Source organism: Actinoplanes sp. NPDC024001, from assembly GCF_040638955.1.
In the GTDB taxonomy this organism is placed as follows: domain Bacteria; phylum Actinomycetota; class Actinomycetes; order Mycobacteriales; family Micromonosporaceae; genus Actinoplanes.
This window is the reverse complement of the sequence record NZ_JBEZZB010000070.1, coordinates 25,121-50,322: the sequence shown is the minus strand read 5'-3', so window position 1 is coordinate 50,322 and position 25,202 is coordinate 25,121. Positions and strand designations below refer to the sequence as shown.

The 25,202-nt window shown below is 72.4% G+C and carries 23 protein-coding genes and 1 pseudogene; 18 read left to right on the top strand and 6 right to left on the bottom strand.

Annotated features, from left to right (window positions below; translation table 11 throughout):
• From AB0F81_RS26175 to AB0F81_RS26150, 6 genes are all read left to right on the top strand, one after another.
• Positions 1–2,442: EAL domain-containing protein (locus tag AB0F81_RS26175; RefSeq protein WP_360201327.1), on the top strand; the 2,442-nt coding region annotated here is incomplete at its 5' end.
• Positions 2,417–2,965, top strand: coding sequence for a QsdR family transcriptional regulator (locus AB0F81_RS26170; protein ID WP_360201325.1), 549 nt, complete (start codon positions 2,417–2,419; stop codon positions 2,963–2,965). The genes AB0F81_RS26175 and AB0F81_RS26170, both read left to right, overlap by 26 nt.
• A gap of 64 nt (positions 2,966–3,029) precedes the next feature.
• Positions 3,030–4,397: an alpha/beta hydrolase domain-containing protein gene (locus AB0F81_RS26165; protein WP_360201324.1), complete on the top strand. Its 1,368-nt coding sequence runs from the start codon at positions 3,030–3,032 to the stop codon at positions 4,395–4,397.
• Positions 4,398–4,469: 72 nt separating this feature from the next.
• Positions 4,470–4,670 carry a DUF3311 domain-containing protein gene (locus tag AB0F81_RS26160; RefSeq protein ID WP_360201323.1) on the top strand — a complete coding sequence of 67 codons (201 nt, stop codon included), beginning with the start codon at positions 4,470–4,472 and terminating at the stop codon, positions 4,668–4,670.
• Complete coding sequence (locus AB0F81_RS26155) at positions 4,663–6,351, top strand: sodium:solute symporter (protein ID WP_360201321.1); 1,689 nt, start codon at positions 4,663–4,665, stop codon at positions 6,349–6,351. The genes AB0F81_RS26160 and AB0F81_RS26155 overlap by 8 nt, the downstream gene beginning before the upstream one ends.
• Positions 6,352–6,461: 110 nt before the next feature.
• Positions 6,462–7,505, top strand: coding sequence for an NAD(P)-dependent alcohol dehydrogenase (locus AB0F81_RS26150; RefSeq protein ID WP_360201328.1), 1,044 nt, complete (start codon positions 6,462–6,464; stop codon positions 7,503–7,505).
• Here AB0F81_RS26150 and AB0F81_RS26145 read toward each other — a convergent pair.
• Positions 7,502–7,891: a DoxX family protein gene (locus tag AB0F81_RS26145; protein ID WP_360201320.1), complete on the bottom strand. Its 390-nt coding sequence runs from the start codon at positions 7,889–7,891 to the stop codon at positions 7,502–7,504. The two genes, AB0F81_RS26150 and AB0F81_RS26145, sit on opposite strands and share 4 nt — an antisense overlap.
• A gap of 149 nt (positions 7,892–8,040) precedes the next feature.
• Between AB0F81_RS26145 and AB0F81_RS26140 the strand changes: the two genes are divergently transcribed.
• The 3 genes from AB0F81_RS26140 to AB0F81_RS26130 all read left to right on the top strand — a co-directional run bounded on the left by AB0F81_RS26140 (position 8,041) and on the right by AB0F81_RS26130 (position 11,750).
• Complete coding sequence (locus AB0F81_RS26140; protein WP_360201319.1) at positions 8,041–9,168, top strand: hypothetical protein; 1,128 nt, start codon at positions 8,041–8,043, stop codon at positions 9,166–9,168.
• Positions 9,169–9,234: 66 nt separating this feature from the next.
• Positions 9,235–11,139: a histidine kinase gene (locus tag AB0F81_RS26135; protein WP_360201317.1), complete on the top strand. Its 1,905-nt coding sequence runs from the start codon at positions 9,235–9,237 to the stop codon at positions 11,137–11,139.
• Entirely contained in the window at positions 11,103–11,750 is a 648-nt protein-coding gene (locus AB0F81_RS26130; protein WP_360201316.1) for a response regulator transcription factor, read from the top strand. The genes AB0F81_RS26135 and AB0F81_RS26130 overlap by 37 nt, the downstream gene beginning before the upstream one ends.
• 154 nt (positions 11,751–11,904) lie before the next feature.
• Here the strand turns inward: AB0F81_RS26130 and AB0F81_RS26125 are convergent, their stop codons facing one another.
• Positions 11,905–12,795 carry a hypothetical protein gene (locus AB0F81_RS26125; protein ID WP_360201314.1) on the bottom strand — a complete coding sequence of 297 codons (891 nt, stop codon included), beginning with the start codon at positions 12,793–12,795 and terminating at the stop codon, positions 11,905–11,907.
• A gap of 121 nt (positions 12,796–12,916) precedes the next feature.
• Here AB0F81_RS26125 and AB0F81_RS26120 point away from each other — a divergent pair, with 121 nt between their 5' ends.
• From AB0F81_RS26120 to AB0F81_RS26110, 3 genes are read left to right on the top strand one after another with little or no spacing between them, the layout of a single operon-like run.
• Positions 12,917–13,264 (top strand): CU044_2847 family protein, encoded by a 348-nt coding sequence (locus AB0F81_RS26120; protein ID WP_360201312.1) that lies wholly within the window; start codon positions 12,917–12,919, stop codon positions 13,262–13,264.
• A complete protein-coding gene (locus AB0F81_RS26115; RefSeq protein WP_360201310.1) occupies positions 13,248–17,411 on the top strand; it encodes a tetratricopeptide repeat protein in 4,164 nt (1,387 codons plus the stop codon). Before AB0F81_RS26120 ends, AB0F81_RS26115 begins: the two co-directional genes overlap by 17 nt.
• A gap of 9 nt (positions 17,412–17,420) precedes the next feature.
• Positions 17,421–18,272, top strand: coding sequence for an alpha/beta hydrolase (locus tag AB0F81_RS26110; RefSeq protein WP_360201308.1), 852 nt, complete (start codon positions 17,421–17,423; stop codon positions 18,270–18,272).
• Here AB0F81_RS26110 and AB0F81_RS26105 read toward each other — a convergent pair.
• From AB0F81_RS26105 to AB0F81_RS26095, 3 genes and pseudogenes are all read right to left on the bottom strand, one after another.
• Positions 18,269–18,844: a hypothetical protein gene (locus AB0F81_RS26105; protein ID WP_360201306.1), complete on the bottom strand. Its 576-nt coding sequence runs from the start codon at positions 18,842–18,844 to the stop codon at positions 18,269–18,271. The genes AB0F81_RS26110 and AB0F81_RS26105 overlap by 4 nt on opposite strands.
• Before the next feature lie 21 nt (positions 18,845–18,865).
• Positions 18,866–18,961: pseudogene (gene rpmE, locus AB0F81_RS26100) on the bottom strand (50S ribosomal protein L31); the annotation flags it as partial.
• Positions 18,962–18,963: 2 nt separating this feature from the next.
• On the bottom strand, positions 18,964–20,217 hold the full coding sequence (locus AB0F81_RS26095; RefSeq protein ID WP_360201304.1) for a GTP-binding protein: 1,254 nt from the start codon (positions 20,215–20,217) through the stop codon (positions 18,964–18,966).
• Positions 20,218–20,261: 44 nt separating this feature from the next.
• On the opposite strand from AB0F81_RS26095, the gene rpmB reads away from it, so the two are divergent.
• The 5 genes from rpmB to AB0F81_RS26070 all read left to right on the top strand — a co-directional run bounded on the left by rpmB (position 20,262) and on the right by AB0F81_RS26070 (position 22,779).
• The gene (rpmB, locus tag AB0F81_RS26090) at positions 20,262–20,495 is read left to right on the top strand and encodes a 50S ribosomal protein L28 (RefSeq protein WP_360201302.1); all 234 of its coding nucleotides are present in this window, start codon (positions 20,262–20,264) and stop codon (positions 20,493–20,495) included.
• On the top strand, positions 20,495–20,662 hold the full coding sequence (gene rpmG / locus AB0F81_RS26085; protein WP_360201301.1) for a 50S ribosomal protein L33: 168 nt from the start codon (positions 20,495–20,497) through the stop codon (positions 20,660–20,662). The genes rpmB and rpmG overlap by 1 nt, the downstream gene beginning before the upstream one ends.
• Entirely contained in the window at positions 20,662–20,952 is a 291-nt protein-coding gene (gene rpsN, locus AB0F81_RS26080; protein WP_360201300.1) for a 30S ribosomal protein S14, read from the top strand. The genes rpmG and rpsN overlap by 1 nt, the downstream gene beginning before the upstream one ends.
• 262 nt (positions 20,953–21,214) lie before the next feature.
• The gene (locus AB0F81_RS26075; protein WP_360201297.1) at positions 21,215–21,769 is read left to right on the top strand and encodes a sigma-70 family RNA polymerase sigma factor; all 555 of its coding nucleotides are present in this window, start codon (positions 21,215–21,217) and stop codon (positions 21,767–21,769) included.
• Positions 21,766–22,779, top strand: a complete 1,014-nt coding sequence (locus AB0F81_RS26070; RefSeq protein ID WP_360201295.1) for a CU044_5270 family protein — start codon at positions 21,766–21,768, stop codon at positions 22,777–22,779. The genes AB0F81_RS26075 and AB0F81_RS26070 overlap by 4 nt, the downstream gene beginning before the upstream one ends.
• 9 nt (positions 22,780–22,788) lie before the next feature.
• Here AB0F81_RS26070 and AB0F81_RS26065 read toward each other — a convergent pair whose 3' ends face one another.
• A complete protein-coding gene (locus AB0F81_RS26065; protein WP_360201293.1) occupies positions 22,789–23,304 on the bottom strand; it encodes a hypothetical protein in 516 nt (171 codons plus the stop codon).
• Between the two features lie 105 nt (positions 23,305–23,409).
• Here AB0F81_RS26065 and AB0F81_RS26060 point away from each other — a divergent pair, with 105 nt between their 5' ends.
• Complete coding sequence (locus tag AB0F81_RS26060; RefSeq protein ID WP_360201291.1) at positions 23,410–25,197, top strand: hypothetical protein; 1,788 nt, start codon at positions 23,410–23,412, stop codon at positions 25,195–25,197.
• The last annotated feature ends 5 nt before the right edge of the window (positions 25,198–25,202 follow it).

Here is a 25,202-nt window from a genome sequence, read left to right as displayed (position 1 = left end):
CTGGCCCTGGCCGCCGGCATCGGCCTGGCCGCGCTGGCCGGAGCGGGCAGCGGCATCGCCGTGCTGGTCGCGCCGGACGTGCTGGTCGCCGGCGGTGTCCCGCTGCCGGCCGAGATCCCGCTGGTGGCGCTCTTCCTGGTGGCCGCGACGTTCCTGCCGGCCATCCTGCGCCCGCAGCAGCGCCGCGACCTGCTGGGCCGGTTGCGGTTCGGGCTGGACGTGCTCGGCGTGACGGCCTGCCTGATCTTCTCGTCCTGGGTGCTGCTGTTCAGCGGCGGCGACCGGCGCGGCGCGGCGATCACCGCGCTGGTCTTCGGTGCGGGAGCGGCCGCCACGGTCGCGGTCACCGGCGTCCACGCGATCCGGCACCGGGCCGCGCTGCAGTGGTGCGGGCCCGCCGCGGCGCTGTCCCTGATCGGGATGACCGCGCTGGTCATCGGCCAGGACTTCGCCGGCAAGCCGAACGCGGCGACGGCCGCCGTGGTCGCCGCGTTCGCGATCAACCTGGCCGCCGCGCTGCTCTGGTACGGCTCGGTGCGGATCTCCCCGGACGTCGGCCCGATGCCCTCGCCCGGCAGCGAGCCCTCGGCGAGCTTCCCGCTGCTCGCCATCCTGATCCTCGGCTCGGCGCTGATCACCGTGTACCACCTGATCAACGGTGGCCGGGTGGACGCCACGTCGATCCTGCTGGGCACCGTGGCGGTGTCGGCCGTGGCGACCCGCGAGTGGGTGACCGCGGTCGCCCTGCGCCGGCAGGCCGGGCACCTCACCGACCAGGGCAACCGGCTGCGCAGCCTGATGTTCGGCTCGGCCGACGTGGCGATGGTGCTCGACGCCAACCTGGCGGTGCGCTGGCAGTCGCCGGCCGCGGCACGCCAGTTCGGCCTCTCCGACCAGGAGGTCCTGGGCCGGACGGTGACGGCGCTGGCACACCCGGACCAGGTCGACATGCTGCACGCCCACCTGAGCGCGCGGATGGCCGAGCGCGACGGCGCCGCGGCGGCTCTCGCGGTCCGCCTGCGCGACGGGTTCGGCCGCTGGCGGGAGACCGAGTGGACCACGAACGGCCCGGACCCGGCCGAGCCCGGGCACACGCTGGTCATCCACATCCGCGACGTGACGAACCTGCGCGGGCTGGAGAACGCGCTGCGCCAGACCACCCACCTGGACCGGCAGACCGGCCTGGCGAACCGGGAGGGGATGCTGCGGGCGGCCGAGCTGATCCCGGACGCCGGCGCCATGATCGTGATCGAGCTGGGCGGGCTGACCGCGGTCGGCGACGTGCACGGCGCGGATCTGGCCGAGTTCGTGCTGGTCGAGGCGGCCCGCCGGCTGCGGACCGGGGTGGCCGGCGCGGACGTCCCGGCCCGGCTGGGCGAGACCCGGTTCGCGGTGCTCACCCGCTGCGGGGCGGTCCGCGCGCACCTGCTCGCCGGGCAGCTGGTCAACGCGCTGTCCGCGCCGTACACGGCGGCCGGCACGGTCTCGCACCTCTCCGCCTGGGCCGGCCTGGCCGACGTCACCGGCGACGACGTCACCGACGAGGTCATCCGGCGCGCGGCGCTCGCACTGCGGTCGGTCCGGTCCGGGCCGCCGGCCGCCGTCGAGTGGTACGACGCGGAGATGGAGACCCGCCTGCTGCGCCGCTCCACCCTGGAACAGGACCTGCCCGGTGCGCTGGACCGCGGTGAGATCGACCTGCACTACCAGCCGATCGCCGAACTGCCCGGCGGCGCGCCGGCCGGGATCGAGGTCCGGCCGGTGTGGCGGCATGCCACGCTCGGCCCGGTGCCGGCCGGCGAACTGCTGCTGCTCGCCGAGGAGCTGGGGATCCTCGGCGAGATCGGGCACCGGGTGCTGCACCGTGCCTGCCGGCTGCTCGCCGAGTGGCGACGCCGGCACGAGTCGCTCTGGCTGGCCGTCGAGGTCCGGCCGCGTCAACTGGTCGACCCGGCGTTCCAGGCCGGCCTGCACACCGCGCTGGAGAACCATCAGCTGCCGTACTCGGCGCTGGTCGTCGAGGTCGACCTCAACGACGTCAGCGACGGCACGCACGGGCCGGCGACCGATGACGTGGCGGCGTACCTGGGCCGGCTGCGGGCGCAGGGCATCCGGACCGCGGCCACCGACTTCGGCGCGGGACCGACCTCGCTGAGCCGGCTGCGGATCCTCCCGATCGACCTGCTGAAGATCGACCAGGAGGCGTTCGGGGAGTCCGGCGTCGTCATGGACGTCGCGGTGACGCTCGGGCAGCGCCTCGGTATGGAGGTCGTCGCCCACGGCATCACCACCCCGGCCGACCTGGCCACCGCGCAGGCGGCCGGATGCCGGCTGGGCCAGGGCGACCTGCTGGGCCGCCCGATGCCGGCCGAGCGCCTGGAGGCCTTCATCGAGCAACATCACGTACGGTGCAGGGATGACCGGCCGTCGGGTGGTGAGTGACGACGAGGTGGCACGTGCCGGGTGCCGCTTCTTCCTGCGGCACGGCACCGTCGACATGGATCGGCTGGCCGCCGCGATGTGCATCAGCCGCGCCACCCTCTACCGGGTGACGCACGGGCGGGACCGGCTGCTCGGCGAGGTGCTGTGGCGGCTGGCCGAGCGGATGCTCGCCGACGCCCGGCGCCACCGCACCCGGTCCGGGGTGGACGGGGCCGTCGAGATCACCTACCGGTTCACCGGGCGGCTGCTGGCCGCCGAGCCGTTCCGCCGGTTCATCGCCGCCGAGCCGGAGGCCGCCGCGCGGATCCTGCTGACCAGCGCCGGCGGGCTCACCGAGCGGATCGTGGACGCCCAGCAGGAGATCTTCCAGGAGGTCGGGCTGGACGGCGCCGGCGCCGATCTCGCCTACCTGTACGTGCGGATCATCGAGTCGGCGCTCTACGCGGAGCTGGTCGCCGGCCGCAGCGCCGACCTGGGCCTGGCCCACCGGGCCGCCCGCACCCTGCTGCTGGCGGCTTGCTGAGACACCTGTCGCAGCTTTTCCCGCGACCATGGCTCCACGTATCGACGAGTGCATATGGTGCGGCATGGTCAAGCATTCGTGGCGATCCACCGCCGTCGCGATCGCCGTCGTCGCCTCCGTCGCGGTCGCCGGCCTGCCCGCCGCCGCCCAGCCCGCGACGACGGGGCCGGCCGCGGTCGAGCCGGTCGCCGTGCCGTCGGTCTCCGGCCCGTTGCCCGGCACCGTGCCCGGGGACCCGAAGTCACCCGACATCGGTGACACCTATCCGTTCTTCTCCACACCCGACGACCTGGCCAGGCGCGGCTATGTGGAGCAGGAGTTCCTGATCTCCGGCCGCGCCGACGGCTGGGACACCGCCGGCGTACGGGTCGCCGAGGACGTCCCGTACACCACCCGGATCCTCGTGCGCCGTCCGGCCCGGGCCGAGCGCTTCAACGGCACCGCCCTGGTCGAGTGGCAGAACGTCACGGCCGGATACGACCTCGACGCGCTCTGGAACGCCGACACGGTCACCCGGGCCGGCTACGCCTGGATCGGCGTCTCCGCACAGCGCGTCGGCGTGGACCAGCTGCGCGGCTGGAGCCCGGCCCGCTACGGCACACTCGACGTGACGGGCGCCGGGGCGTACGTCGCGGACGAGCTGTCGTACGACATCTTCGCCCAGGCCGCGAAGGCACTCACCGCGAGCCGGCGCCCGCTCGGCGGGCTGAAAGCCCGCACCCTGCTGGCCATCGGCGCGTCCCAGTCGGCGGCCCGGATGACCGTCTACTACGACCGGGTGCTGCCGCAGGTCCGGCCGGTCTTCGACGGCTACGGCTTCATCGTCGGCACCGCGCCGGCGCGGCAGGGCGCCGAGCCGGTGTTCCAGGTGCTGTCCGAGACCGACGTGCGCAGCCCGGTGCGGCCCGCCGACACCGACCGGTTCCGCCGCTGGGAGGTGGCCGGCAGCGCCCACTCCGGCCACGCCGGCCAGGTCTACCGGCAGCCCATCCAGGTGCGTGACCTCGGCGCCGCTCCGGTGTACGACTGCGCCCAGCCCCCGTTCAGCCGGGTCCCGCTGCACCACGTGGTCGCCGCGTCCTACACCCACCTGGAACGCTGGGTGCGCCGCGGCACGCCCCCGCCGTCCGCCGAACCGCTCGCCGTCAACGCCGACGGCACAAAACAGCGCGACGAGCTGGGCCTGGCCCGCGGCGGGATCCGGCTCTCCCAGGTGGCCGCGCCGACCGCGCTGAACAGCGGCGACAACAGCGGCGAGTCGTTCTGCCGGCTGTTCGGCACCCACGTCCCGTTCGACCGGGCCGTCCTGGACCGGTTGTACCCCAGCCACGCGCGCTACGTCGCCCAGGTGGTGCGGGCCGACCTGCGCAACATCCGGGCCGGCTACCTGCTGCCCGCGGACGCCGCGCAGAACTGGCGCGAAGCCGGCTGATCCACCGACCTCGAAAAATGACGCGCGGCACGCCCTCGGGCGTGCCGCGCGCGATTGAGTGCAAGGAGTTCCATGGCCCCCCGCTCCCGCCACTGGCAGTGGCTGCTGCTCCTGCCGACCGTGGCGCCGCTGCTCACCCCGCTCGCCAACCGGATCGAACCGACCGTGCTGGGCGTGCCGTTCTTCTTCTGGTACCAGTTCGCCTGCGCGCTGTTCGCCATCGTGGTGATCTCGGCGGTGCACCTCGTCACCCGCGAGGACGACCATGAGTGACCGGCAGATCGAGGTCGGCGTCTTCGTCGTCCTGATGGCGGTCGTGCTGGTGCTCGGCTTCGGCGCGGCCCGCTGGCGTGCCCCGCAGGACCCGCACAGCCTGGAGGAGTGGGGCGTCGGCGGCCGGGCGTTCGGCAACTGGACCATCTGGTTCCTGATCGGCGGGAGCATGTACAGCGCGTACACGTTCGTCGCGGTGCCGGCGCTGACCTACGGCATCGGCGCGATCGGCTTCTTCGCCGTCCCGTTCGCGATCATCACGACCCCGCTGACCTTCGTCTTCACCACCCGGGCCTGGTCGGTGGCGCGGCGGCACGGGTTTCTCACGCACAGCGAGTTCGTCAGCGCCCGGTTCGGTTCCCCCGGCCTGGGTGCCGCGGTCGCGGTCACCGGCATCCTCGCCACCATGCCGTACGTCGCCGTGCAGCTCGTGTCGTTGCAGGCGGTGCTGCGTACCGTCGGGTTCGGCGGCGAGTGGCCGCTGCTGGCCGCGGTGACCGTGGTGTCGGTCTGCACGTTCCGCTCCGGGCTGCGCGCGCCCGCCCTGCTGTCGGTCGTCAAGGACGTGCTGATGGCCTGGATGCTGCTGACCGCGCTGCTGGTGGTCGCCATGTACGGCGGCTGGGACCGCACCTTCCGGGTCTCCGGCGAGCACTTCGCCGCCACCCCCTCCCGGATCGACGGGCTGCTGCTGCCGGAGACCGGCCACCTCGGCTTCCTGACCCTGGTCGTCGGCTCGGCGCTGGCCGTGTTCGCCTACCCGCACGCGCTGGTCGCCATGCTCGCCGCGAAGGACCGCGCGACCGTACGCCGCAATGCCGCCGCCCTGCCGGTCTACTGCCTGGCGCTGGCGCTGATGGCCCTGCTCGGGTTCTTCGCCCTGTCCCGCGGGGTGACCCCGGTCGACGGCGACCTGAACACCGTCGTGCCGCGGCTGATCCACGAGTACTTCCCCAGCTGGTCGGCGGGGATCGCCTACGCCGCGCTCAGCGTCGCCGCGCTGATCCCGGCCGCGGTGATGTCGATCGCCGCGGCCAACGCCTTCACCCGCAGCCTCTACCGCCCCTACCTGCGGCCGGACGCCTCACCGGCCACCGAGGCGCAGGTCAGCCGGTGGGTGTCGCTGGTCGTCAAGTTCGGCGCGGCCGGGCTGATCCTCGCCGTCGACCCGGCCTTCTCGGTGGACCTGCAGCTGATCGGCGGGGTGGTCATCCTGCAGACCATCCCGGCGACATTCCTGGGGCTGCTCACCGGCTGGTTCCACCGGGCCGGGCTGATCGCCGGGCTGCTCGCCGGGCTCGGCGCCGGCCTCGCGATGCTCTACGACATCCCCAAGGTCAACGCGACCGGCCAGGTGGTCGCCGACCACTTCGGCGGCTCCAGCTGGCCGGTCGGCAACGGCATGACCGTGTACGTCGGCATCGTGGCCCTGGCGATCAACCTGGCCGTCGCGGTGCTGGCCACCGTGCTGCTGCGGATGGCCGGGGTGCCCGGCGGCCGGGACGCCACCAGCCCCGAGGACTACCTGGCCGACGCCGGCGACGCGAAGCTCAAGCGCCTGGACGGGCTGATCGACGGCCTGCCCCGGCGCAACCCGGTCCCCGAGGTGGTCGGCAGATCACCTCAGACGGTGCGCAGCGCCTCGGTGGGGGAGAGGCGTGCGGCGCGCCACGCCGGGTAGAGCCCGGCACAGGCGGTGATTCTCGGGTACGAGTGCGGGCTGGTCGGCACCGACCGCCGCTGACCATGCGGTTTACTGGATGATGATCACGAAAGAAGTGGAGAGCCACCATCCTTACCGTCAACGCCCTCGCCGCCCCCTCGGCCACCGAACCGCTCGTCCGTGCCACGGTCGAGCGGCGTGACGTCGGGCCGCGCGATGTCCTGATCGAGATCAGCTACGCCGGCATCTGCCACTCCGACATCCACACCGTGCGCGGCGACTGGGGCCCGGTGCCCTACCCGCTGACCGTCGGGCACGAGATCGTCGGGCACGTCACCGAGGTCGGCGCCGAGGTCACCAAGCACGCCGTCGGTGACCGGGTCGGCGTCGGCTGCATGGTCAACTCGTGCCGCGACTGCGCCAACTGCCGGGCCGGCCAGGAGCAGTACTGCGTGGCCGGCAACACCGGGACCTACGCGAGCGTCGACCGCGACGGCACGGTCACCCAGGGTGGGTACTCCACGCACGTCGTCGTCGATCAGGACTTCGTGCTGCGGGTGCCGGCGTCGATCGCGCACGAGGCGGCCGCGCCGCTGCTGTGCGCGGGCATCACCACCTACTCGCCGCTGGCGCACTGGAAGGCCGGGCCGGGCAAGAAGGTCGCCGTCGTCGGCATGGGCGGGCTCGGCCACATGGCCGTCAAGATCGCCGCTGCGATGGGCGCCGAGGTGACCGTGCTGTCACAGACGCTCAGCAAGAAGGACGACGGCCTGGCCTTCGGCGCCACGGATTACTACGCGACCAGCGACCCGGCCACCTTCGAGACGCTGGCCAACTCCTTCGACCTGATCATCAACACGGTCAGCGCGCTGGTCGACATCAACGCCTACCTGAGCCTGCTGCGTCTCGACGGCACCCTGGTCAGCGTGGGCGCACCGCCGGAGCCGCTGCCGGTGCAGGTGTTCTCGCTGTTCGGCGCGCGGCGCTCGTTCGCCGGTTCGAGCATCGGCGGCATCGCCGAGACGCAGGAGATGCTCGACTTCTGCGCCGAGCGCGGCATCGCCCCGGAGGTCGAGATCATCAGCGCGGACCGGGTGAACGAGGCGTACGAGCGGGTGCTCAAGTCGGACGTCCGCTACCGCTTCGTGATCGACGTCGACACCCTGCGCTAGCCGCCGAGTGGCATGGGGCCGAACCGGCCCCATGCCACGAAGACGGCCAGACCGAGATAGACCAGGTCGGCGATGATCGTGGCCCGCTCGCCGCGGCGCAGGCGCATGATGGCGGCGCCGGTGAACAGCAGCGCCACGCAGACGGCGGTCACCGGCACCATGATCGGGGCGATGTCCAGCACGGCGGGCAGGATCAGCCCGGCCGCGGCCAGGATCTCCAGGGTCCCGATCATCCGCAGGGCACGGGGACTGAAATCCATCACCCACTCCCCGGCGCGGCCGACGGCGGCGATCCGCTCCCGGGGTACGAACATCTTCGAGGTGCTGATCAGCAGGACAGTGGCCAGCAGGGCGGCCACGATCCACAGCCAGAGATCGAGACTCATACGACGCTCCTCGTGTCTTCTTCCTTCACCACACGAGTCGAGACAGCACGGCGTCCTGTGACATGACCGCCGGAGGTAGTGCTGGGTATACCCGCGAGACTCCAGCGCGGGGGAGTGTGGCCGGCCGGGCGCTCCGGTTGGCTGAGGGCATGACGACAATCGATGCCGCCAAGAGGATCGCCACCGCCGTCGCGCTGACCGTGGCGGGGACCGTCGCCCTCGCCCCGCCGGCTGCCGCGTCGCCGCGGCTGGCGCTGCCGCCGCCGTCCGGGCCGTACGCCGTCGGCCGCGACGTTCTCCACCTGGTCGACCGGGACCGCCGTGATCCCTGGGTGCCGGAGAACCCGCGCGAGCTGATGGTGTCGATGTTCTACCCGGCGGCGGGACCGGGCCGGCCGGCGCGGTACCTCAGCACCACCGAGGCGCGGCTGCTGATCGCGGAGCGCGGGGCGACCGGGCTGGTCGAGCCGGAGGTGGTCGGCGGCACCCGTACCGCCGCACGGGAGTCGGCACGGCCGCGACCGGGACGGTATCCGCTGGTGGTGCTCTCGCCCGGGTTCGCGCTGCACCGGCACACGCTCACCCACCTCGCCGAGGAACTGGCCGGCCGCGGGTACGTCGTGGCGGCGCTCGACCACGCCTACGAGTCCGCCGGCACCGCCTTCCCCGGCGGGCGGGTCCTCACCTGCGCCGCCTGCCTGACCGACGACGAGGCCAAGGTCGTCGCCGGCCGGGCGCAGGACGTCACGTTCCTGCTCGACCGGCTGACCGACGCCCGGCCGGCCTGGCGCCACGCGGGGCTGATCGACCGTACCCGGATCGGGATGGCCGGGCACTCGATCGGCGGCAACGCCGCCGCGGCCGCCATGGCCGCCGACCGGCGGGTGCGCGCCGGGGTCAACATGGACGGCTCGTTCTTCCAGCCGGTGCCCGCGGCCGGACTGGACCGGCGTCCGTTCCTGATGCTCGGCATGCCCCGCCACCGGCCCGGCGACTTCGACACCACGTGGGACCGGGACTGGCCGAAACTGGACGGCTGGAAGCGGTGGCTCACCGTGACCGGCACCGGCCACTTCGACTTCTCCGACGTGCCGGTGCTCGCCGAACAGGCCGGGCTGCCGGACCCGGACTTCCCCCTGCCCGGCGACCGGGCCGCGCGGATCGTCCGCGACTACGTGGGCGCGTTCTTCGACCTGCACCTGCGCGGGATGCCCCGGCCGCTGCTGGACGGCCCGACCACCGCCAACCCGGAGGTCCTGTTCCATCAACCGGTGTAGTTATCCCCACCCGGCTCGGTAGCCTGCCTCCATGTGGTCGCGGCCGCCCGGGCGAAGGCTGAACACATGACTCGTCACGTGCTCGCCCTGGCCCGGTGCACCGCCCTGGCCCTGCTGGCGGTGGCCGGCTTCGGCTACGGGCTGCTCGTCGTGGCAGCCGCCACGGTGGTCCTGCCCTTCCCGAGGGCGGTCGCCGGCCAGTTCCGGCTGGTCGCCCTCGGCCGGCGGCTCGCCCGCACCTGGGCCGGGGCCGACCTGCCCGATATCGAACGGGGGCCGCCGCCGGTCCCGCAGCGCCGGCCGGACGGCTGGTACGTGCACGGCACGACCCTGTTCAAGTCCCCGGTGGTGCCGCGCTGGCTGGCCCGCGCGGACCACTACGGCGAGGACCCGGAGGCGGCCCGGGAGTGGTATTGGCTGGTCGCCGCCCCGTTCACCAGCGCCCTGCCGATTCTCGGCACCCCGCTGCTGATCGTGACCGGTCTACTCGTACCCCTGTTGCAGCCTTGGGTGTCGGTGGCCGCGACCGCGGCTGCCGTGCTGGTCGCACCGCTCGCCCTGCGCTGGTATGGCCGGTTGACGCAGGCCCGCCTGCGTCCCGCCGACCGCAAGCCGTCCGCGCCGTGGCGGTGGATCAGCCGGGCGTTCGCGCTGACCTGGCACGCCGCCGGGCTGGCCGGGATCTCGCTCGCGGTGTTCGGCGCGACCCTGCTGTCCCTGGTCGCGCTCGTGCTGTCGCTGGGCGGGCTGCTCCTGCCGATCACCACGGTCCTGCGGCCGCTGGTCGAGCTGTACCGCCGGTTCGCGCGCGAGTGGACCGGCGCCGACCTGCCCAGCCCCTACCGGCCACTGCCGCCGCCTCCGGTCGCCGACCAGGACGGCACCTACCGGTACGGCCGCACCCTGTACGACAACCGGAAAGACCTCGAGTTCGCCCGGCGCTACGGCTCGGTGGCGCGCGACCCGGCCACCTGGCGCGACCAGCTGTGGTCGCTGGGCGCGCTGCCGCTCGGCCCGGTCTCGCTGCTCCCGGCCGCCGTGGTCAGCCTCGGCTTCTTCGGCCTGGTCTGGCAGCCGCTGACCTGGGTGATCTGGGCGGTGCCGCTGGGCCTGGCCACCGGTTACTGGGTGACCCCGTTCTGGCTGTGGTACGCCCTCGAACTCGCCGGCCTGGTCCCGGCCTCGATCCCGGACTGGACGAGCCTGCTCACCGGGCTGGCGGTGACGCTGCTCGGCCTGCTCCTGGCCGTCCCGGTGACGCGGTTGCGGCTGTGGTGGGACCGGGCCCTGCTGCGCCCGACGGCCGCGTCCCTGCTGGCCACCCGGGTCGCGCAGCTGAGCACCAGCCGGGCCGACGCCGTCGACGCGCAGGCCGCCGAACTGCGCCGCATCGAACGCGACCTGCACGACGGCGCGCAGGCCCGGCTCATCGCGGTCGGTCTCGGCCTGGGCGCCGTCGCCCGGCTGATGGAGACCGACCCGGTACGCGCCAGGCAGCTGCTCACCCAGGCCCAGGAGACCTCGGCCGCCGCCCTGGACGAGTTGCGCCACCTGGTCCGCGGCATCCACCCGCCGGTGCTGGCCGAGCGTGGCCTCGGCGACGCGGTACGCGCGGTCGCCCTGGACACCCCGCTGCCGGTGACCGTGCACGTGGACCTGCCCGGGCGGCTCGATCCACCGGTGGAGTCGGCCGTCTACTTCGCCGCCTGTGAGACGCTGGCCAACGCGGCCCGCGTCGCGTCACACGTCGCGGTCGAGCTGACCCACCGTGACGGCCGGCTGCGCCTGGTCGTGACCGACGACGGTCCCGGCGGCGCCGACCCGGCCGGCGGCACCGGCCTGAGCGGCATCCGTCGCCGCCTGACCGCTTTCGACGGTTCCCTGTCCCTGCACAGCCCGCCCGGCGGTCCCACCGTCGTCACCATGGAGGTTCCGTGCGCGTCGTCCTCGCCGAAGACCTCCACCTCCTGAGAGACGGCCTGGTCCTGCTGCTGGAGAGCCACGGCTTCACCATCGCCGAGGCGGTCGCCGACGGGCCGGCCCTGCGCGCGGCGCTGACCCGGCACCGGCCCGACGTGGCCGTCGTCGACGTGCGGCTGCCGCCGACCTTCACCGACGAGGGCCTGCAGGCGGCGCTGGCCGCCCGCCGGGCGATGCCCGCCCTGCCGGTGCTGGTGCTGTCCCAGCACGTCGAGCAGCTGTACGCCCGTGAGCTGCTGGCCGACGGCGCCGGCGCGGTCGGTTATCTGCTCAAGGACCGGGTGCTCAACGGCGACCAGTTCGCGGACGCGGTGCGGCGGGTGGCGGCCGGTGGCACGGTGATGGATCCGCAGGTCATCGCCCGGTTGCTCAGTTCCGGTGGCTCGGCCTCGCCGCTGTCGCGGCTCACCCCGCGGGAGCGGGAGGTGCTGGAGCTGATGGCGCAGGGCCGCTCCAACGCGGCGATCGCCGGGCGGTTGTTCCTGAGCGAGAGCGCCGTCGGCAAGCACATCGCGAGCATCTTCACCAAGCTCGACCTGATCCCCTCGGACGACGACAACCGCCGGGTGATGGCGGTCCTGGCCTTCCTCAACGCATCCTGATCCGCCTGTGATCTGCCTGGTGGTTCTGTTGGTCCGCTCAGTGGACCATTCCTCCGCACGGAAAGGCAGGTATACATCTCGTGCTCACCCTGCCCTACTGCGTGTCCGAGGCGGCCCTGCTCGCGATCCACCGGGCCAACCACGTCACCTGCGCCTACTCGACCAGCCGGCCCAGCTCCTTGCCGGCGGGGTCGACCAGCACCAGCGTCGTGCCGTCGAAGCCGGCCCGGCCCGCCTCCACCAGCCACGAGCCCACCGACACGTTCTCGCAGCCGACCAGCGTGGTCGGCCCGGACGCGGCCAGCAGGGCGCCGTCCGGCCCGGCCAGCCAGCGGCCGCCCTCGCCGTTGCAGCCGTCGCTGCCCTGCCACTTCCCGCCGTCCTGGAACTCGACGAACGGCCCGTCCGCCATGACCTCGGACGGCATCGGGTCCGGCCGCCACCGACCCAGCATGGCCGCCGTGGTGGCCGGGGTCAGCTTCGCCGGCAGCGGTGCGGCGACGGCTTCGAGCTGCTCACGGGCTTCCGCATCCAGCGTGGGAACGCCGGTCACCTCGGCCGCCATGTCGGGCCGGGACACCGGGCTCGCGCCGGGCATCAGCCGGGCGACGGTCGCGCCGCTCGCGTCCAGCAGCATCTGCTGCGCACCGTCGGCACGGAAAGCGGCCACCCGGGCCAGCCACTCCGGCACCAGGTCCGCGTCGGCGTCCGGCTCCTTCACCGAGGCGCACTCCGGCTGCTCGGTGGGGACGCTGTAGCTGTTGAGGTCACCCAGCACCAGGCCGTCGGTGTTCGCCCTCCACTGGCCGCTGAGCGTCAGGCAGGGCCGGAAAAGCCCCAGCTCGCCGTCGCCCCCGAACCGGATCACGGTCTCCGCCGGCTCGGCCGGAACCGACAGCTTCCACAACCCCACCAGTGCGGCGGGCCCACCCCGCGCCGCCCCTGCCGAAGCGGTCGCGTCCGGCACGCCCGGCGCGGCCGACGGACTGCCGCACCCCGCCGCGAGCGCCCCGGCCAGCACCACACCGAACCATCGCATCCGCATGAAACCCTCCACACCCCTGCCGGCCGAGCGGCCGATGCCGGTACGACGCAGCCGCCCCCACACCGGTTCCACCCCGAGCCCCTGAGGTGCCCGGCCTGAGCACGGGGATCGTTGACATGCTGTGCCAGCGTTGTTGGCTATGAGTGATGTTGCCGCCCATGTGGTGCCGGTCGAGTTCGCGGGCGTTGAGATTCTTGTGCAGGCTACGCCGGTCAACGTCGTGGGTTCCGAGCCGACCTCCGCGGCATCACAGGTCAAGGACGCCTACGAGCGCGCCGAAGCGGCCGTTCTCGGTGTGGCCGAGTCCGTGGCGGGCACGATCGACCGTCTGATCAAGTCCGGCCGGCAGCCGCGAGAGGTGCAGGTCGAGTTCGGCCTCAACGTGTCGCTGGAAGGCAACGTGCTGATGGCGAAGGGAAAGGCCGGCGCCGCACTCGCCGTGACGTTGACCTATGACGTCGCCCGCTGAGCTACCGGGCTATCTCGGCAGGGTCGTCGATTCGGCCGGGACCGCAGTGGGGACCTGTTTCCAGATACAGCCGGGTGTGCTGGTGACCGCGTGGCACGTCGTTGCCGACTGCGGCGCCGAGCAGCCCGGTGCTGACGTGCACGTGGGTGCGCTGTCCTCGGGGCCTCCGAGGATTGCCCGCGTCCACGCGGTGGACGAGTTGCGCGACCTGGCGGTGCTGACCAGCGCCGAGCCGCTGGACAGCTGCGTGCCGGCACTGGCTGCGTCGGACTCCGTGGACCCGGCCACGGATGTGCATGTGACGGGGGTTTCGCGCTTCCTCAACGATCAACCGTTCGCGGTTTCCAGCACGGCTGCGACATGGCACGGCCCGGCGGTCCGCGAGGACCAGGTGCCGCTCGGCGTCATTAACGCTCCCAACCTGGTCAAGGGAATGAGCGGCGCTCCGGTCCGGCGAGTTGACGACGGCAGCGTTGTCGGGGTGGTCTCGGCTCGCTACCAGAGCGGGCCGTCGGCCTATCTGCAGCACGCGGTGTGGGTGGCACGTACCGAGGACATCGCGCCGCTGCTGGTGGGTCTGGCGGATGTGCGGATTGCCGCGGCCCAGCCGCCGGGGTCCCCTCTCGACCTGCTTCTGAGCGTTTCCGAGACCGACGTCCGGCTCGCGGGCGCCGGGATCGACGTTTCCGCGCCGCACCGTGGGGTGTCTCCCGGGCTCGCGCACGCGATGAACGACGTGCTGCGCCGGCGGGCACAGCCGACGAGACTGGAGGTGCGCTCATCCCCGGATGATCCTCCGCCCGCCGCGGAAGCGGGAGCGATGTTGTCGCTGCGGAGGGCCGGCGACCTACTGAGTGACTCGTTCCTGCCCGGCCCACTACGCGCGGCTCTCATCCGGGTGATGACGCGCGCAACCGGCGAGACCGCGCCGGTACGCCTGGCCGTCGATGCCCCGGCCTACAGCGAGTTGCCGTGGGAGGCCGTTCCTGATCCGGTGAGCGGGCGACCGCTGGCGCTGCATCCGCTGGTTTCGGTGTTCAGGAAGGTGCCGGCCGGGCGGGTCAGTCCCGGCCCGGGTCCGCTGCGCATCGTGGTCGCCATCGCCTCGCCGGAGACCGGCGGTGGCCCGCTGCTCGACTACGAGCACGAGCTCTCAACGGTGATCAACGCCATGACGGCTGCCAAGCGCAACGCGGCGCAGGTCACGATAGTCCCGTTCGCAACGACATCAGCTATTCGTGCGGCGCTCGCTGAGGGAGGGGCGCACGTACTGCATCTTTCCGCGCACGGGCGGCCGGGCGAGCTGATCCTCGAGGACGAGGCCGGCGACGCCCGCGAGATCACCGCCGCCCGCTTCGTGGAGGAGGCGATTCCGCCCGGCGCGATGCCACCGGTGGTCGCCCTGGCCGCTTGCTACACCGACATCGCTGCTCAGCCGGAGGGCGGTTCCTTCGCTGCGGCGTTGACCGCGGCGGGAGCGTCCGCGGTCATCGGCATCCAGACGTCAGTCACCGATCGGTATGCCACCAAGCTCTTCGCCCGCCTCTACGCTGAGCTGGCATCGCGGCCGGGTGTGAACCTGATCAATGCCGTGGCCGACGCGCGCAGGATGGTTCAGCGTGAGCTGGCCGGCTCGAACCGGCCGATCGAATCCCTGCTCGCCGCGTTGGACGAGTGGAGTGTCGTCACGGTCCTCGCGGCCCAGCCCGAGGTGATCGTGGTGGATGCCGCGACGAGGAATCGAATGCCGCCGCCCTGTCCGGTCCCGGTGGGAGGCATTCTGGCCCGGCCGGCCGGTCAGTTCGTCGGTCGTCGTAGCGAACAGCGCCACCTTCCGTCGATGCTGACGAACGGCGCGGTGACCGGGCTGGTGCTGCTGGGCATCGGCGGTATCGGAAAGACAACCCTGGCAGCAGAGATCGTGCTGCGAATCACCAGCCGTGATCCGGCCTGGCGCGTGGTCACCTGCACCGGCCGGGTCACGGTGGACGGCATCTTCGCCGCAGTCGCGGCGACGCTCCGCGCCGCATTGCTGCGCCAGGGATTGACCGCCGGCCCGGAGACCGAAGCCGTGCAGATGCTCACTCGAATGGACCTGCCGTGGCGGGTCCGTTTCGCGTTGCTGCACGACGACCTACTCACCCGCGTCCCTCTCTTTCTCGTGCTCGACGAGTTCGAGGAGAACCTCACCGGCGAGGGGCGCCGGACCATCCTGGATTCTTCGCTCGCAGACCTCCTCGCCTGCTGGATCCTCCGGCCGGCGGAGAGTCGCATGGTCATCACCTCGCGCTTTCCCTTCGTCGTCCCGGACGATGTGGACGACCTGCTGCATTGGCATCACCTGGCCCCGATGAGCAGCGCTGAGAGCCGGAAACTCATGTGGGCCCTGCCGTCGCTGCAGCGACATGTGTTCGACGCGGCGACCGCTGACCGCATCTGGCACTGCGTCGGCGGCCATCCCCGGACACTCGAATATCTGGATTCCCTGCTGGGAAACGGAAAGGCGCGATTCTCGGATGTCACCAGGCGGTTGACCAGCGCGGTCAGGAAGCGCCTCGGCGATCACAAGGCGGAAGCCTGGTTGGCGGAAACCCGTTCCCTTGACGCGGCGATCGGCGAGGTCGCTGCGATCGCCGCCGATGACGTGTTGCTCGCCGAGCACCTCGATCATCTGGGAACGATCGACGGTGCGGTGGATCTACTGATCGACATCAGTGTCTACCGGCAACCGGTTGACCGGGACGCGCTTGCGGTGGAGAGTGTCGAAAAGCTGGATCATCTTCTCGCGGCCATCCGGTTCACCGGTCTGCTCCATGTTTTTGCAGACGGACGTGTGGTCATGCATCGCTGGACAGCCGTCGAACTGCACGAGCGTTGGCGTGCCTCCGGGCAGGCTCAACAGGTAGAGCGTGCCCATTCCGCTGCGGCCCTGTATTGGCTGGAGCTCGCCCAAACCAGTTCGGCCTCCGCTGCGGTACGCGTCGAATACTGGGACGAGGCTCGTCACCATTTCCTCGCGGCGGGTGCCGTTCTCACCGCGAGCAACGTCGCCCAGCACCTGTGCGATGCCCTGGACGGGGTCGGGGCTTGGGATCGCGAGGTCAGCCTCAGCTACGAGATGCTGGACCGCCTCCCGGCCGAATCGTTCTTCCGGCCGGACTGGCACGCCAGGATCGGTAACATCGCCGCACGACGAGGCGATCTCGCCGGGGCCGAGCAGCACTATCAGCGCGCCCAGGCAGCCTCCCAGCACATGGCGAACCGCGGTGACACGGCGCGCTTCCTGCACCAGCGGGGCACTCTCGCACACCGTCGCGGTGACATTCCCGGCGCCGAGCGTCATTATCGGCAAGCCCTCGCCATATTCTCCGAGCTCGAGGATGCGAAAGGCATAGCGGCCAGCCATGGCCACCTCGGTATGTGCCTGCAGAGCCTCGGTCGATTCGCCGAGGCAGAGCGTCATTACCGGTACGGCCTCGAGATGTCGGAGAGGGCCGCCGACCGCGCCGGGATGGCCAGCGGATACGGCCGGCTCGGCAAGCTCGCCTCGGAACGGGAGGATGTCGTCGAGGCGGAGAGGTTCTACCGCGAAGCTCTGGCGATCTTCGAGGAGATGGGGGACGCGGCCGAGGTGGCCAATGTTCACCACCATCTGGGAACCCTTGCCCAGCTCAACGGCGACCTGCCGGGCGCGGAACGCTGGTATCAGCAAGCCCTGGCGGTCGCGGAAGCGCTCGGTGACCGTTACGGCATTGCCTACGCCTATCACCATCTCGGCACGTTGGCTCAAGCACTGGGGGATCACGACGAGGCGGAGTACCGCTACACCCAGGCGTTGAAGATCGAGGAAGAAATCGGCGATGCCCGGGCTTCAGCGGCAACCTGTGCTCAACTCGGATCGCTGTACTCGGAGGTGGGCCCGGAGGAGAAGGCTGTCGAGCTACTCCTGAGGTCCTTCCGCGTCCATGAGGAACTCGGTGTGCCGCAACAGCCCCTGAACCTTCGTCGGCTCGCGGAGGTCCGTGAAGCGTGTGGACCTGGAGCCTTCCGCGAGACCGCCACGGAGTACCTCGACGATGGACTCGTCCAGCGGCTCGAGGCGCTCCTCGACAAGAACCCTGGTAGACCATCAGGGACACCGCGCTAGCGTGACCCCATGAGTGGTCACGTGTCGAACGGGGAGGTGCTCCTGCCGGTCAACGGCGTGGAGCTGTGCGTGGAAACCTTCGGCAGCTCCGGCGACCCGGCGATCCTGCTGGTGCCGGGCGCGGCGGCCTCGATGCTGTGGTGGGAGGCCGACCTGTGCGAGCGGATCGCGGCCCACGGGCGGTTCGTCGTCCGCTACGACCCGCGGGACACCGGGCGGTCCACCAGCTATCCGCCCGGGGAGCCGGGCTACGCGCTCAGCGACCTGGTCGCCGACACGCTGGGCGTGCTGGACGCTCGGGGTGTGGGCCGGGCGCACGTCGTCTGCCAGTCCATGTTCGGTGGCATCGGGCTGGCGCTCGGTGCCGAGCACGCCGACCGGGTGGCGTCGCTGACGTTCGTCTCCACCTCCACCGGTGAGCCGGGCCTGCCGCCGCCGTCGGACTCGCTCGGCGAGAACACCCCGGCCGCGCCGGATCTCACCCAGCCGTCCTCGGTGGTGGACTACGTCGTGGCGGGGGCGCGGGCGTACTCGGGCGGCCCGGATCACTTCGACGAGGCCGCCGTGCGGGCGCTGGTCGCCCACGACGTGGCTCGCAGCCGCGACTACGCCGCGACGCTCGCCAACCACTACGCCATCGACCTCGACGGCCCGGGCCCCGACCGCTTCGGCGACATCACCGTGCCGGTGCTGGTGGTGCACGGCGACCGCGACCCGGTCTTCCCGCTCCCGCACGCCGAGGCCCTGCACCGGGCGATGCCCGGATCGGAACTGCTCATCCTGCCGGGGGTGGGACACGACGTGCCCCGGCCGGCCTGGGACGCCTTTGTGTCAGCCCTGGCCCGCCACACCGCGGCCTAGCCCTGCAGTCGGTGCGCCCAGTAGAGCTGCTGGTCGGGGCCGCGGTAGGCGATGGCCAGCATCAGGTTGGCGATGGCCGGGCGGGCGGGCACGAAGGCGGCGAAGGTCAGGGGAGTGGCGGCGCCGTCGCCCACCGACAGCCGGGATCCGCCGTCGGGGTCCCGGGCGCCCCGCAACCAGGGGTAGCGCTCGGCGATCTCGTTGTCCGCCGAGGCGCTGCCGGTGCCGATGGCGGCGGTGCCCCGTGGTGAGGTGCCGCCGTAGAAGTCCACCTTGGTGGTGGTGCGCTTGTCGATCAGGAAGATCAGGAAGTGGCCGTTGCCGAGCGGCTCGGGCGGGGTTCGCCAGGAGATCCGGCCGAGCACGACCGAGTCGCCTTTGCGCATCACCGGCTCGGGCACGCCGTGCCCCAGCGCGGCCGCCGCCTCGGCGGGGGTGACGTAGGTCAGCGAGGACTCGACGCCCAGCGCCTCCGGCCCGTAGGGCGGGCGGTGATACAGCCAGCGCCCGCCGGCGACGACCGCTACCAGCAGGAGGGCGGCCGCCGCCGGCCGGAGGTTTCGCCACGTCACGGGTGACAGTGAATCATGCGATCACTGCTGTGCCCTCCTGGCGTACTCGGCGCGGAACCTCTCCACCCGGCCGGCGGTGTCGAGCAGGCGCTGCCGGCCGGTCCAGAACGGGTGGCTGGTCAGGGTGAATCGGTCAGTGGGAAGCAGCCCGCGAACGGGTCGGGCAGGTCACGCCAGGCGTCGAAGCCTTCGGCCAGTTCGGCGTCGGTGAGCAGGCAGGACGTCAGCAGCGCGGTGACCGCGGCGTGGTCGAGGTTGAGCCCGATCAGCGCCAGCACGGTGCGCCGGTCGCCGTAGTACGGGTCCCAGGCGAGGTCGGCGGCGAGCCGCCGGTCGTCGCTGGTGCCGGTCCAGCGTTCGACCGGCAGGGCGGCCAGCCAGTAGCCGAGGCTGCCCAGGCGGACCCCGCCGCCGGCCGACTCGAAGGCGATGACGGTGTCCGGCTGGCTGGCGATCCACAGCTGGCCGCGGCCGCGCAGCGCCTCGCCGGTGAACTCGTCGAGGGCGTCGTGCAGCCGCTGCGGGTGGAACGGGCGCCGGGCGTCGAACAGGATCGAGACCACCTCGGCCGAGTCCGGGTCGTGCACGGCGATGGCCCGGCCCTCCAGGGCGAGACCGAGCACGCCGGGGCGCTCCGGGTCGTGCCGGCCGCTGCGGCGTACGAGCGCGGCCAGCCCACTGCAGTCCAGGCTGTTGGCCGTGCCGATCGGCACCTGGAACGCCCAGGGCGCGAGCCGGTGGACCAGCGTGCCGACCCGGTTGAGTTCCCGCGTGTCGGTGTCCGGCCGGCTCCACAGGATGACCGTGTCGCTGAACTCCACCTGGTGCGCGACCACCTCGGCGACCGCGCGATGGTCGTCCTCGGCGGCGTGCAGGTCGCGGTGCGCCAGGTCGTCGCTGCTGGCCAGGTCGTCGAGGAAACGGTCCGCGTCGACCACGGTGACGTAGGAGTCGAACCGGACGACGTCGGTGACCGGCGCGCCGTCGACCAGACAGTGCGAGCAGGCGGCGGCGACCGCCTCGGGCTCCACGGCGGGCGGCAGGATCAGCAGGATGTCGCTGCCCGGCCGGGTACGCGCGAGCCGGACCAGCGTCGGCAGCACGTCCTCGCGCAGCGTGCAGGAGACGCAGCCGTGGACGAGTTCCACGGTCTCCTGCTCCAGTAGCGCGGAGGCGGACCGCACGGTGCGGCGCACCGTTCCGTCGCGGATGCCGGTGATGTCGTGGCTGACCGCCAGCAGCCGCTCGTCGGCGATCAGCAGAGCTCGGGCAGCCGCGTGGACCGCGCCGGGCGAGAACCCGGACAGCACGGTGACGGCAGGCCGGTTGTCGACCGAGGCGGGCGGGGCGGACGCGATGGGTTCGGTGCTCACCCCTTCTTTTTATTGGAAATGGTTTTCATTGTAAAGTCGCCACCATGTCCCACATCTGTGACGTGACCGGCGCCAAGCCCAGCTTCGGCAACGCCGTGTCCCACTCCCACCGCCGCACCCGCCGCCGCTGGAACCCGAACGTCCAGCGCCGCCGCTACCGCCTCGCCGACGGCCGCACCGTGCGGCTGACCGTCAGCACCACCGGGATCAAGATCATCGACCGGGACGGCATCGACTCGGTCGTCGCCCGGCTGCGCGCCCGCGGGGTGCGGATCTGATGGCCAGGAGCACCGACATCCGCCCCGTCATCAAGCTGCGCAGCACCGCCGGCACCGGCTACACGTACGTCACCCGCAAGAACCGCCGCAACGATCCCGACCGGCTGGTCCTGCGCAAGTACGACCCGGTCGCCCGCCGCCACGTCGATTTCCGGGAGGACCGCTGATGGCCCGGCGCAGCCTCACCGAACGCGAGAAGCGCCGCGCCGGGCTGGTCACCCGCCACTTCGAGCGGCGGGCCGAACTCAAGAAGTCGGTGCTGGACCCGGACACCCGAGCGGACGCCCTGCGTGCCCTCGCCCGGCTACCCCGCGACTCCAGCCCGGTCCGCCGCCGCAACCGCGACATGATCGACGGCCGGCCGCGGGCGGTGTTCAGCCGTTTCGGCCTGTCCCGGGTCCGCTTCCGCGAGATGGCCCTGCGCGGCGAGCTCCCCGGCATCCGCAAGGCGTCCTGACGCCGGACCGCCGGGTCGGCACTATCGTGGCGTGCGGACCCGGCGGACCCGCGGAGGAGACATGAGCGAACAGATCTTCTTCGACGTCGGACCCGGCGTACCCTTGCCGACCTGCCGGCCGGCCACACCGTGGTGATGACCCATCCCGCCCCGCCGGCCGGCATCATCCGCAGTCTCCGGGTGGCGTGAACGCGCGGCGCGGCTTCTGGCAATACCTGGCATGAGATTGCCGATGGCCGGGGCAGCCGGCGGGGAGGTGCCCGTGACGGCAGGAGACGATCCGCCGGGCGCCGCGTGGTTTGCCGCGATCTTCGACGATCACGCGCCGGGGCTGTGGCGCTATCTGGCCCGGCAGGTGGAGGCGGCGCAGGCCGAGGACCTGGTCGCCGAGACGTTCCTGGCCGCCTGGTCGGCCCGCAGCGACTACCGGCCCGAGCGGGGCAGCGCCCGCGCCTGGCTCTACGGGATCGCCGTCAACCTGCTGCGCCGGCACCACCGCACCCAGGCGCAGCAGCAGCGGATGTCACAGCGGCTCTCCGGGCGCACCGCACCGGACGACGGCACCGAGGACCGGGTCGCGGAACGGCTCGACGCCCGCAGCCGGCTGGCCGGGCTGGCTGCCGCGATCGCCGCGCTGCCCGACGGCGACCGGGACGTGCTGCTGCTCAACAGCCTCGCCGGCCTGGACACCCGGGAGATCGCCGGTGCGCTCGGCATCCCCGAGGGCACCGTCCGGTCCCGGCTGCACCGGGTCCGGCGCGGTCTGCGGGCCGTCGCCTCGGCCACCACCCTCCCGCCGACGGAAGGCCAGTCATGACCGACGAGCTCGACGCCGCTCTGCACGAGCTGTACCCGGCGCCGGACGAGGGCACCGACACGGTGCGGCGCGTACGCGTACGCGTGCTGTCCGGTCTTGATCAGCCAACCGTGACGCGCCGCAGGTGGCGCCCGTCGCTGTCGCTCGCGGCTGCCGCCGTGGTGCTGGCCGCCGCGGTGATCGTCGTGGTGGTGCGCGGCGCCGCGCCGCACGGCGCGATGGTGGAGGTGGCGCAGACCCTGGACACCGCCGCCGACGCCCAGATCCGCACCGTGGACGAGCCGGTGCCGGCCGGTCGCTACCGCTACATCGCCACCCACGCGCGGGCGCTCGGCCAGGCCCCGGACGCGGCCGTGCTGTTCGGCAGCCGGAGCGAGACGTGGGTGCCCGCCGACCCGTCCGGCGAGTGGTTCCAGCTGCGCACCGACACCGGCGAGCGCACCCGCCTGCTGGGCACCGACGAAGCGATCGCGGCCGCCGGGCTCGACGTCGTGGCCGACCCGGAGCGCCTGAGTGGCCGGTGTGGAGCGTTCTACCCGGACAGCGGTGATCTGTGCACCGCGGACGGCAACTGGCAGTCGCCGAGCGCCACGTTCCTCGCCGGTCTGCCCCGCGACCCGCGCAAGCTCTACGACCGCCTGCGCGACGACACCGAGGGCCACGGCCGCGACCCGGACCAGGAGGTTCTCGTCTACGTCGCGGACGCGCTGCGCAGCGGGCTGCTCCCGGCCGGCCTGCGGGCGGCGCTGTACCGGGCACTCACCCACCTGCCCACCCTGCAGATCACCGAGCAGGTGGCGACGCTCGACGGGCACACCGGCACGGCCCTGGGCGTCAGTGCCGCCGGCATCCAGGAGGAGATCGTCATCGACCCGGTGACCGGCGCGTTCATCGGTGAGCGCGACCGCCTCACCGAGGACATGGCCGGCATCCCGGCCGGCACGGTCATCGGCTTCACGACGGTGCGTTACGCCATCGTCGGCAAGCCCTGGCAGCGCCCGCCGGGCTGACCCGCCCGGTCACGGCCAGTACGGCTCGGCCAGTTTCGCCGCCCGGGCGATGGCGTCGCCGTCGAGTGTGGTGGCGGCGACGCCGAGGTCCATGCCCGGCCACTCGACGAGGAACTCGAACGGGCCCGGCGGCGGCAGCGGCCACAGCCAGAGCTGCTGGTCACCGCGGTAGAACCGGTCGTCGCTGCTGGCACCGCCGTCGCCCTCGACCAGCATCGGCGGCGCCGGCCGGTCGGTGGCCGGCGCCCAGCCCGGGAAGGCGTTGCCGGCGGTCGTCGCCCTCGATCCGTCCGGGAAGCGCACCCCGAACCGCAGCCCGGTCTCGTCGTGCAGGCGCACCCAGGCCGGCTCCTCCAGCGACCCCCGCCGGGCGGCGATCAGCAACATCAGCAGGCAGCCCTCCGGGAAGGCGACGACCTCCTGCAGGGCCACGACCGCGCGGCCGGTCCGGGCGACGAACCGCTGGATCGGCACGGGCCGGCCGAGGACGTCGCGGGGCGGCCCCTGCCAGGCAGCGGGGTTCATCCCACCACCGTGTCACAGCGGTGCGAACCCGACCCGCCCGCCGCTCCATCGACGCCCCGACAGTATTGTTTGGCGTCGATCCGGATGGCGGACGGGGGCCGAACGATGGAGACGACGGGCGACAGTGGGCCGCGGTCGCGGCGGGCGTTACTGATCGGACTGGCGATCGCGCTGGTCGTTCTGCTGGTCGGTGGTCTGGCCGCGTGGCGGTTGTGGCCGGGCGGACCGGGGCGCGAGCCGTTCGACCGGGCGATCGGGAACCTGGCGAAGGCTGAGGCGGTCACCTACCGGACCTCGTTCGCCGGGGCGCAGGCCGCCGGCCGGGTGACCCGCCACGGCGACTCGGTCGGCACGATCACCCTGGCCGGGCAGGAGTTCCGGCTGCTCGGGGTGGGTGGGAAGACGTACCTCAAGACCCCGAAGGGCCTGCTGCCCGGCGCTGCCGAAGCCGGCTTGGGGTTGCGTAACCGGTGGGTGGCCGGCGGCGCCCTGGCGAGCGCCGGACCGGCGGCGCAGACGCCGCAGGCGCTGGCCGCCCAGCTGTCGACGCTGGTCGACGAGGCCGTCGAGTTCACCGAGTCGACCGTCGGCGGGGTGGCGGCCTACCGGGCGCACGCCGGCCGCGGCGACCTCTACGTGAGCCAGGACGAGCCGCACCGGGTGCTGCGTTACGTGCCGGCGGCGAAGGTCCCGTCGCTGCCGGCCTTCCCGTCCGTCCCGTCGCGGTCGTCCGGTTCGGCCCGCCCCGCCCTGCCGTCCCTGCCCTCCCTGCCTGACCTGCCCGACCTGCCGGCAATTCCCGGCGGGGTGCTGCGGGCCTGGCTGCACGGCCCGGCCGAACCGCCCGCGGTGCCCGCGCCCGAGCCGGCCGGCGAGATGGACGTCAGCGCGCTGAACCCGGAAGAGGTCGACGACCTCTACGCGGAACTGGAGGACTCCGCCACCCAACTCGTCGACGCGGCCGACCCGCAGGTCAGGTTCAACGCGCGGACCACCGGCCAGATCGCGTGCGGCGGCGCCTGCACCGTGAACGCCGCGGTGACCAGCGACGTCTCCGGCGCCGGCGACACCACCGTGGTCGACTCCAAGGTCACCGCGACGATGACCGCCAACATCGCGGTCGACGGCACCCCGGCCGGGCTGTGCGTGAGCCCGCCCACGCCGGTCCCGGCGAACGGCACCGGCACGGTGACCTGCACCGACGCGGCGTCCGGCGCGATGGCGCAGGCCCGGCTGGCGCAGAAACGGGCAGCCGCCAAGAGCGGCGTCGTCACGGTGTCGATCACCGCGCAGGTGCAGATCCAGGCGACCGCGATGACCACCGCCCAGGTGAAGCAGGAGGTCGAACGGCTGCGCAAACAGCGCCAGGAGGCCGCCGCCGGCCGTGCGCCGCCCACCTATCCGGCGGAGGGCCTGAAGGCCGGCAAGGTCGACCTCGGCACCCGGCAGACCGGCACGTCGTCGCCGGTGCAGGTCCCCGACCTGCAGACCCCGTGGAAGGACCCGCAGGACCGGTTCACCATCGAGGACGCGCTCGGCGGCAACCTGCCGCCGCGCAGCAAGGGCATCGACGTCTACACCAGCCACGACGGCGGCACGGCGATCAGCATCAAGACCATCGACCCGCGCAAGGACAGCTACCGGGTCTCCGGCGGGCTCGCCCTGATGCGGCGGCAGATCCAGCTGCACATCGACGATCTCCACCACTACCGTACGGTTCCCGACCGCTCCTGGGGTGCGGTGATCCGCCCCGACGACATCTCGGTCTGGGTGTTCCGTCTGGCCTACCCGCGCTCCGCGGCGACGCCCGAGTTCCTCGCCATGCTCGACGAGATCATCGAGTACGGCGCGAAGAAGAAGATCATCGTGCAGCTCGTGCCGATCGACGGATGAGAGCA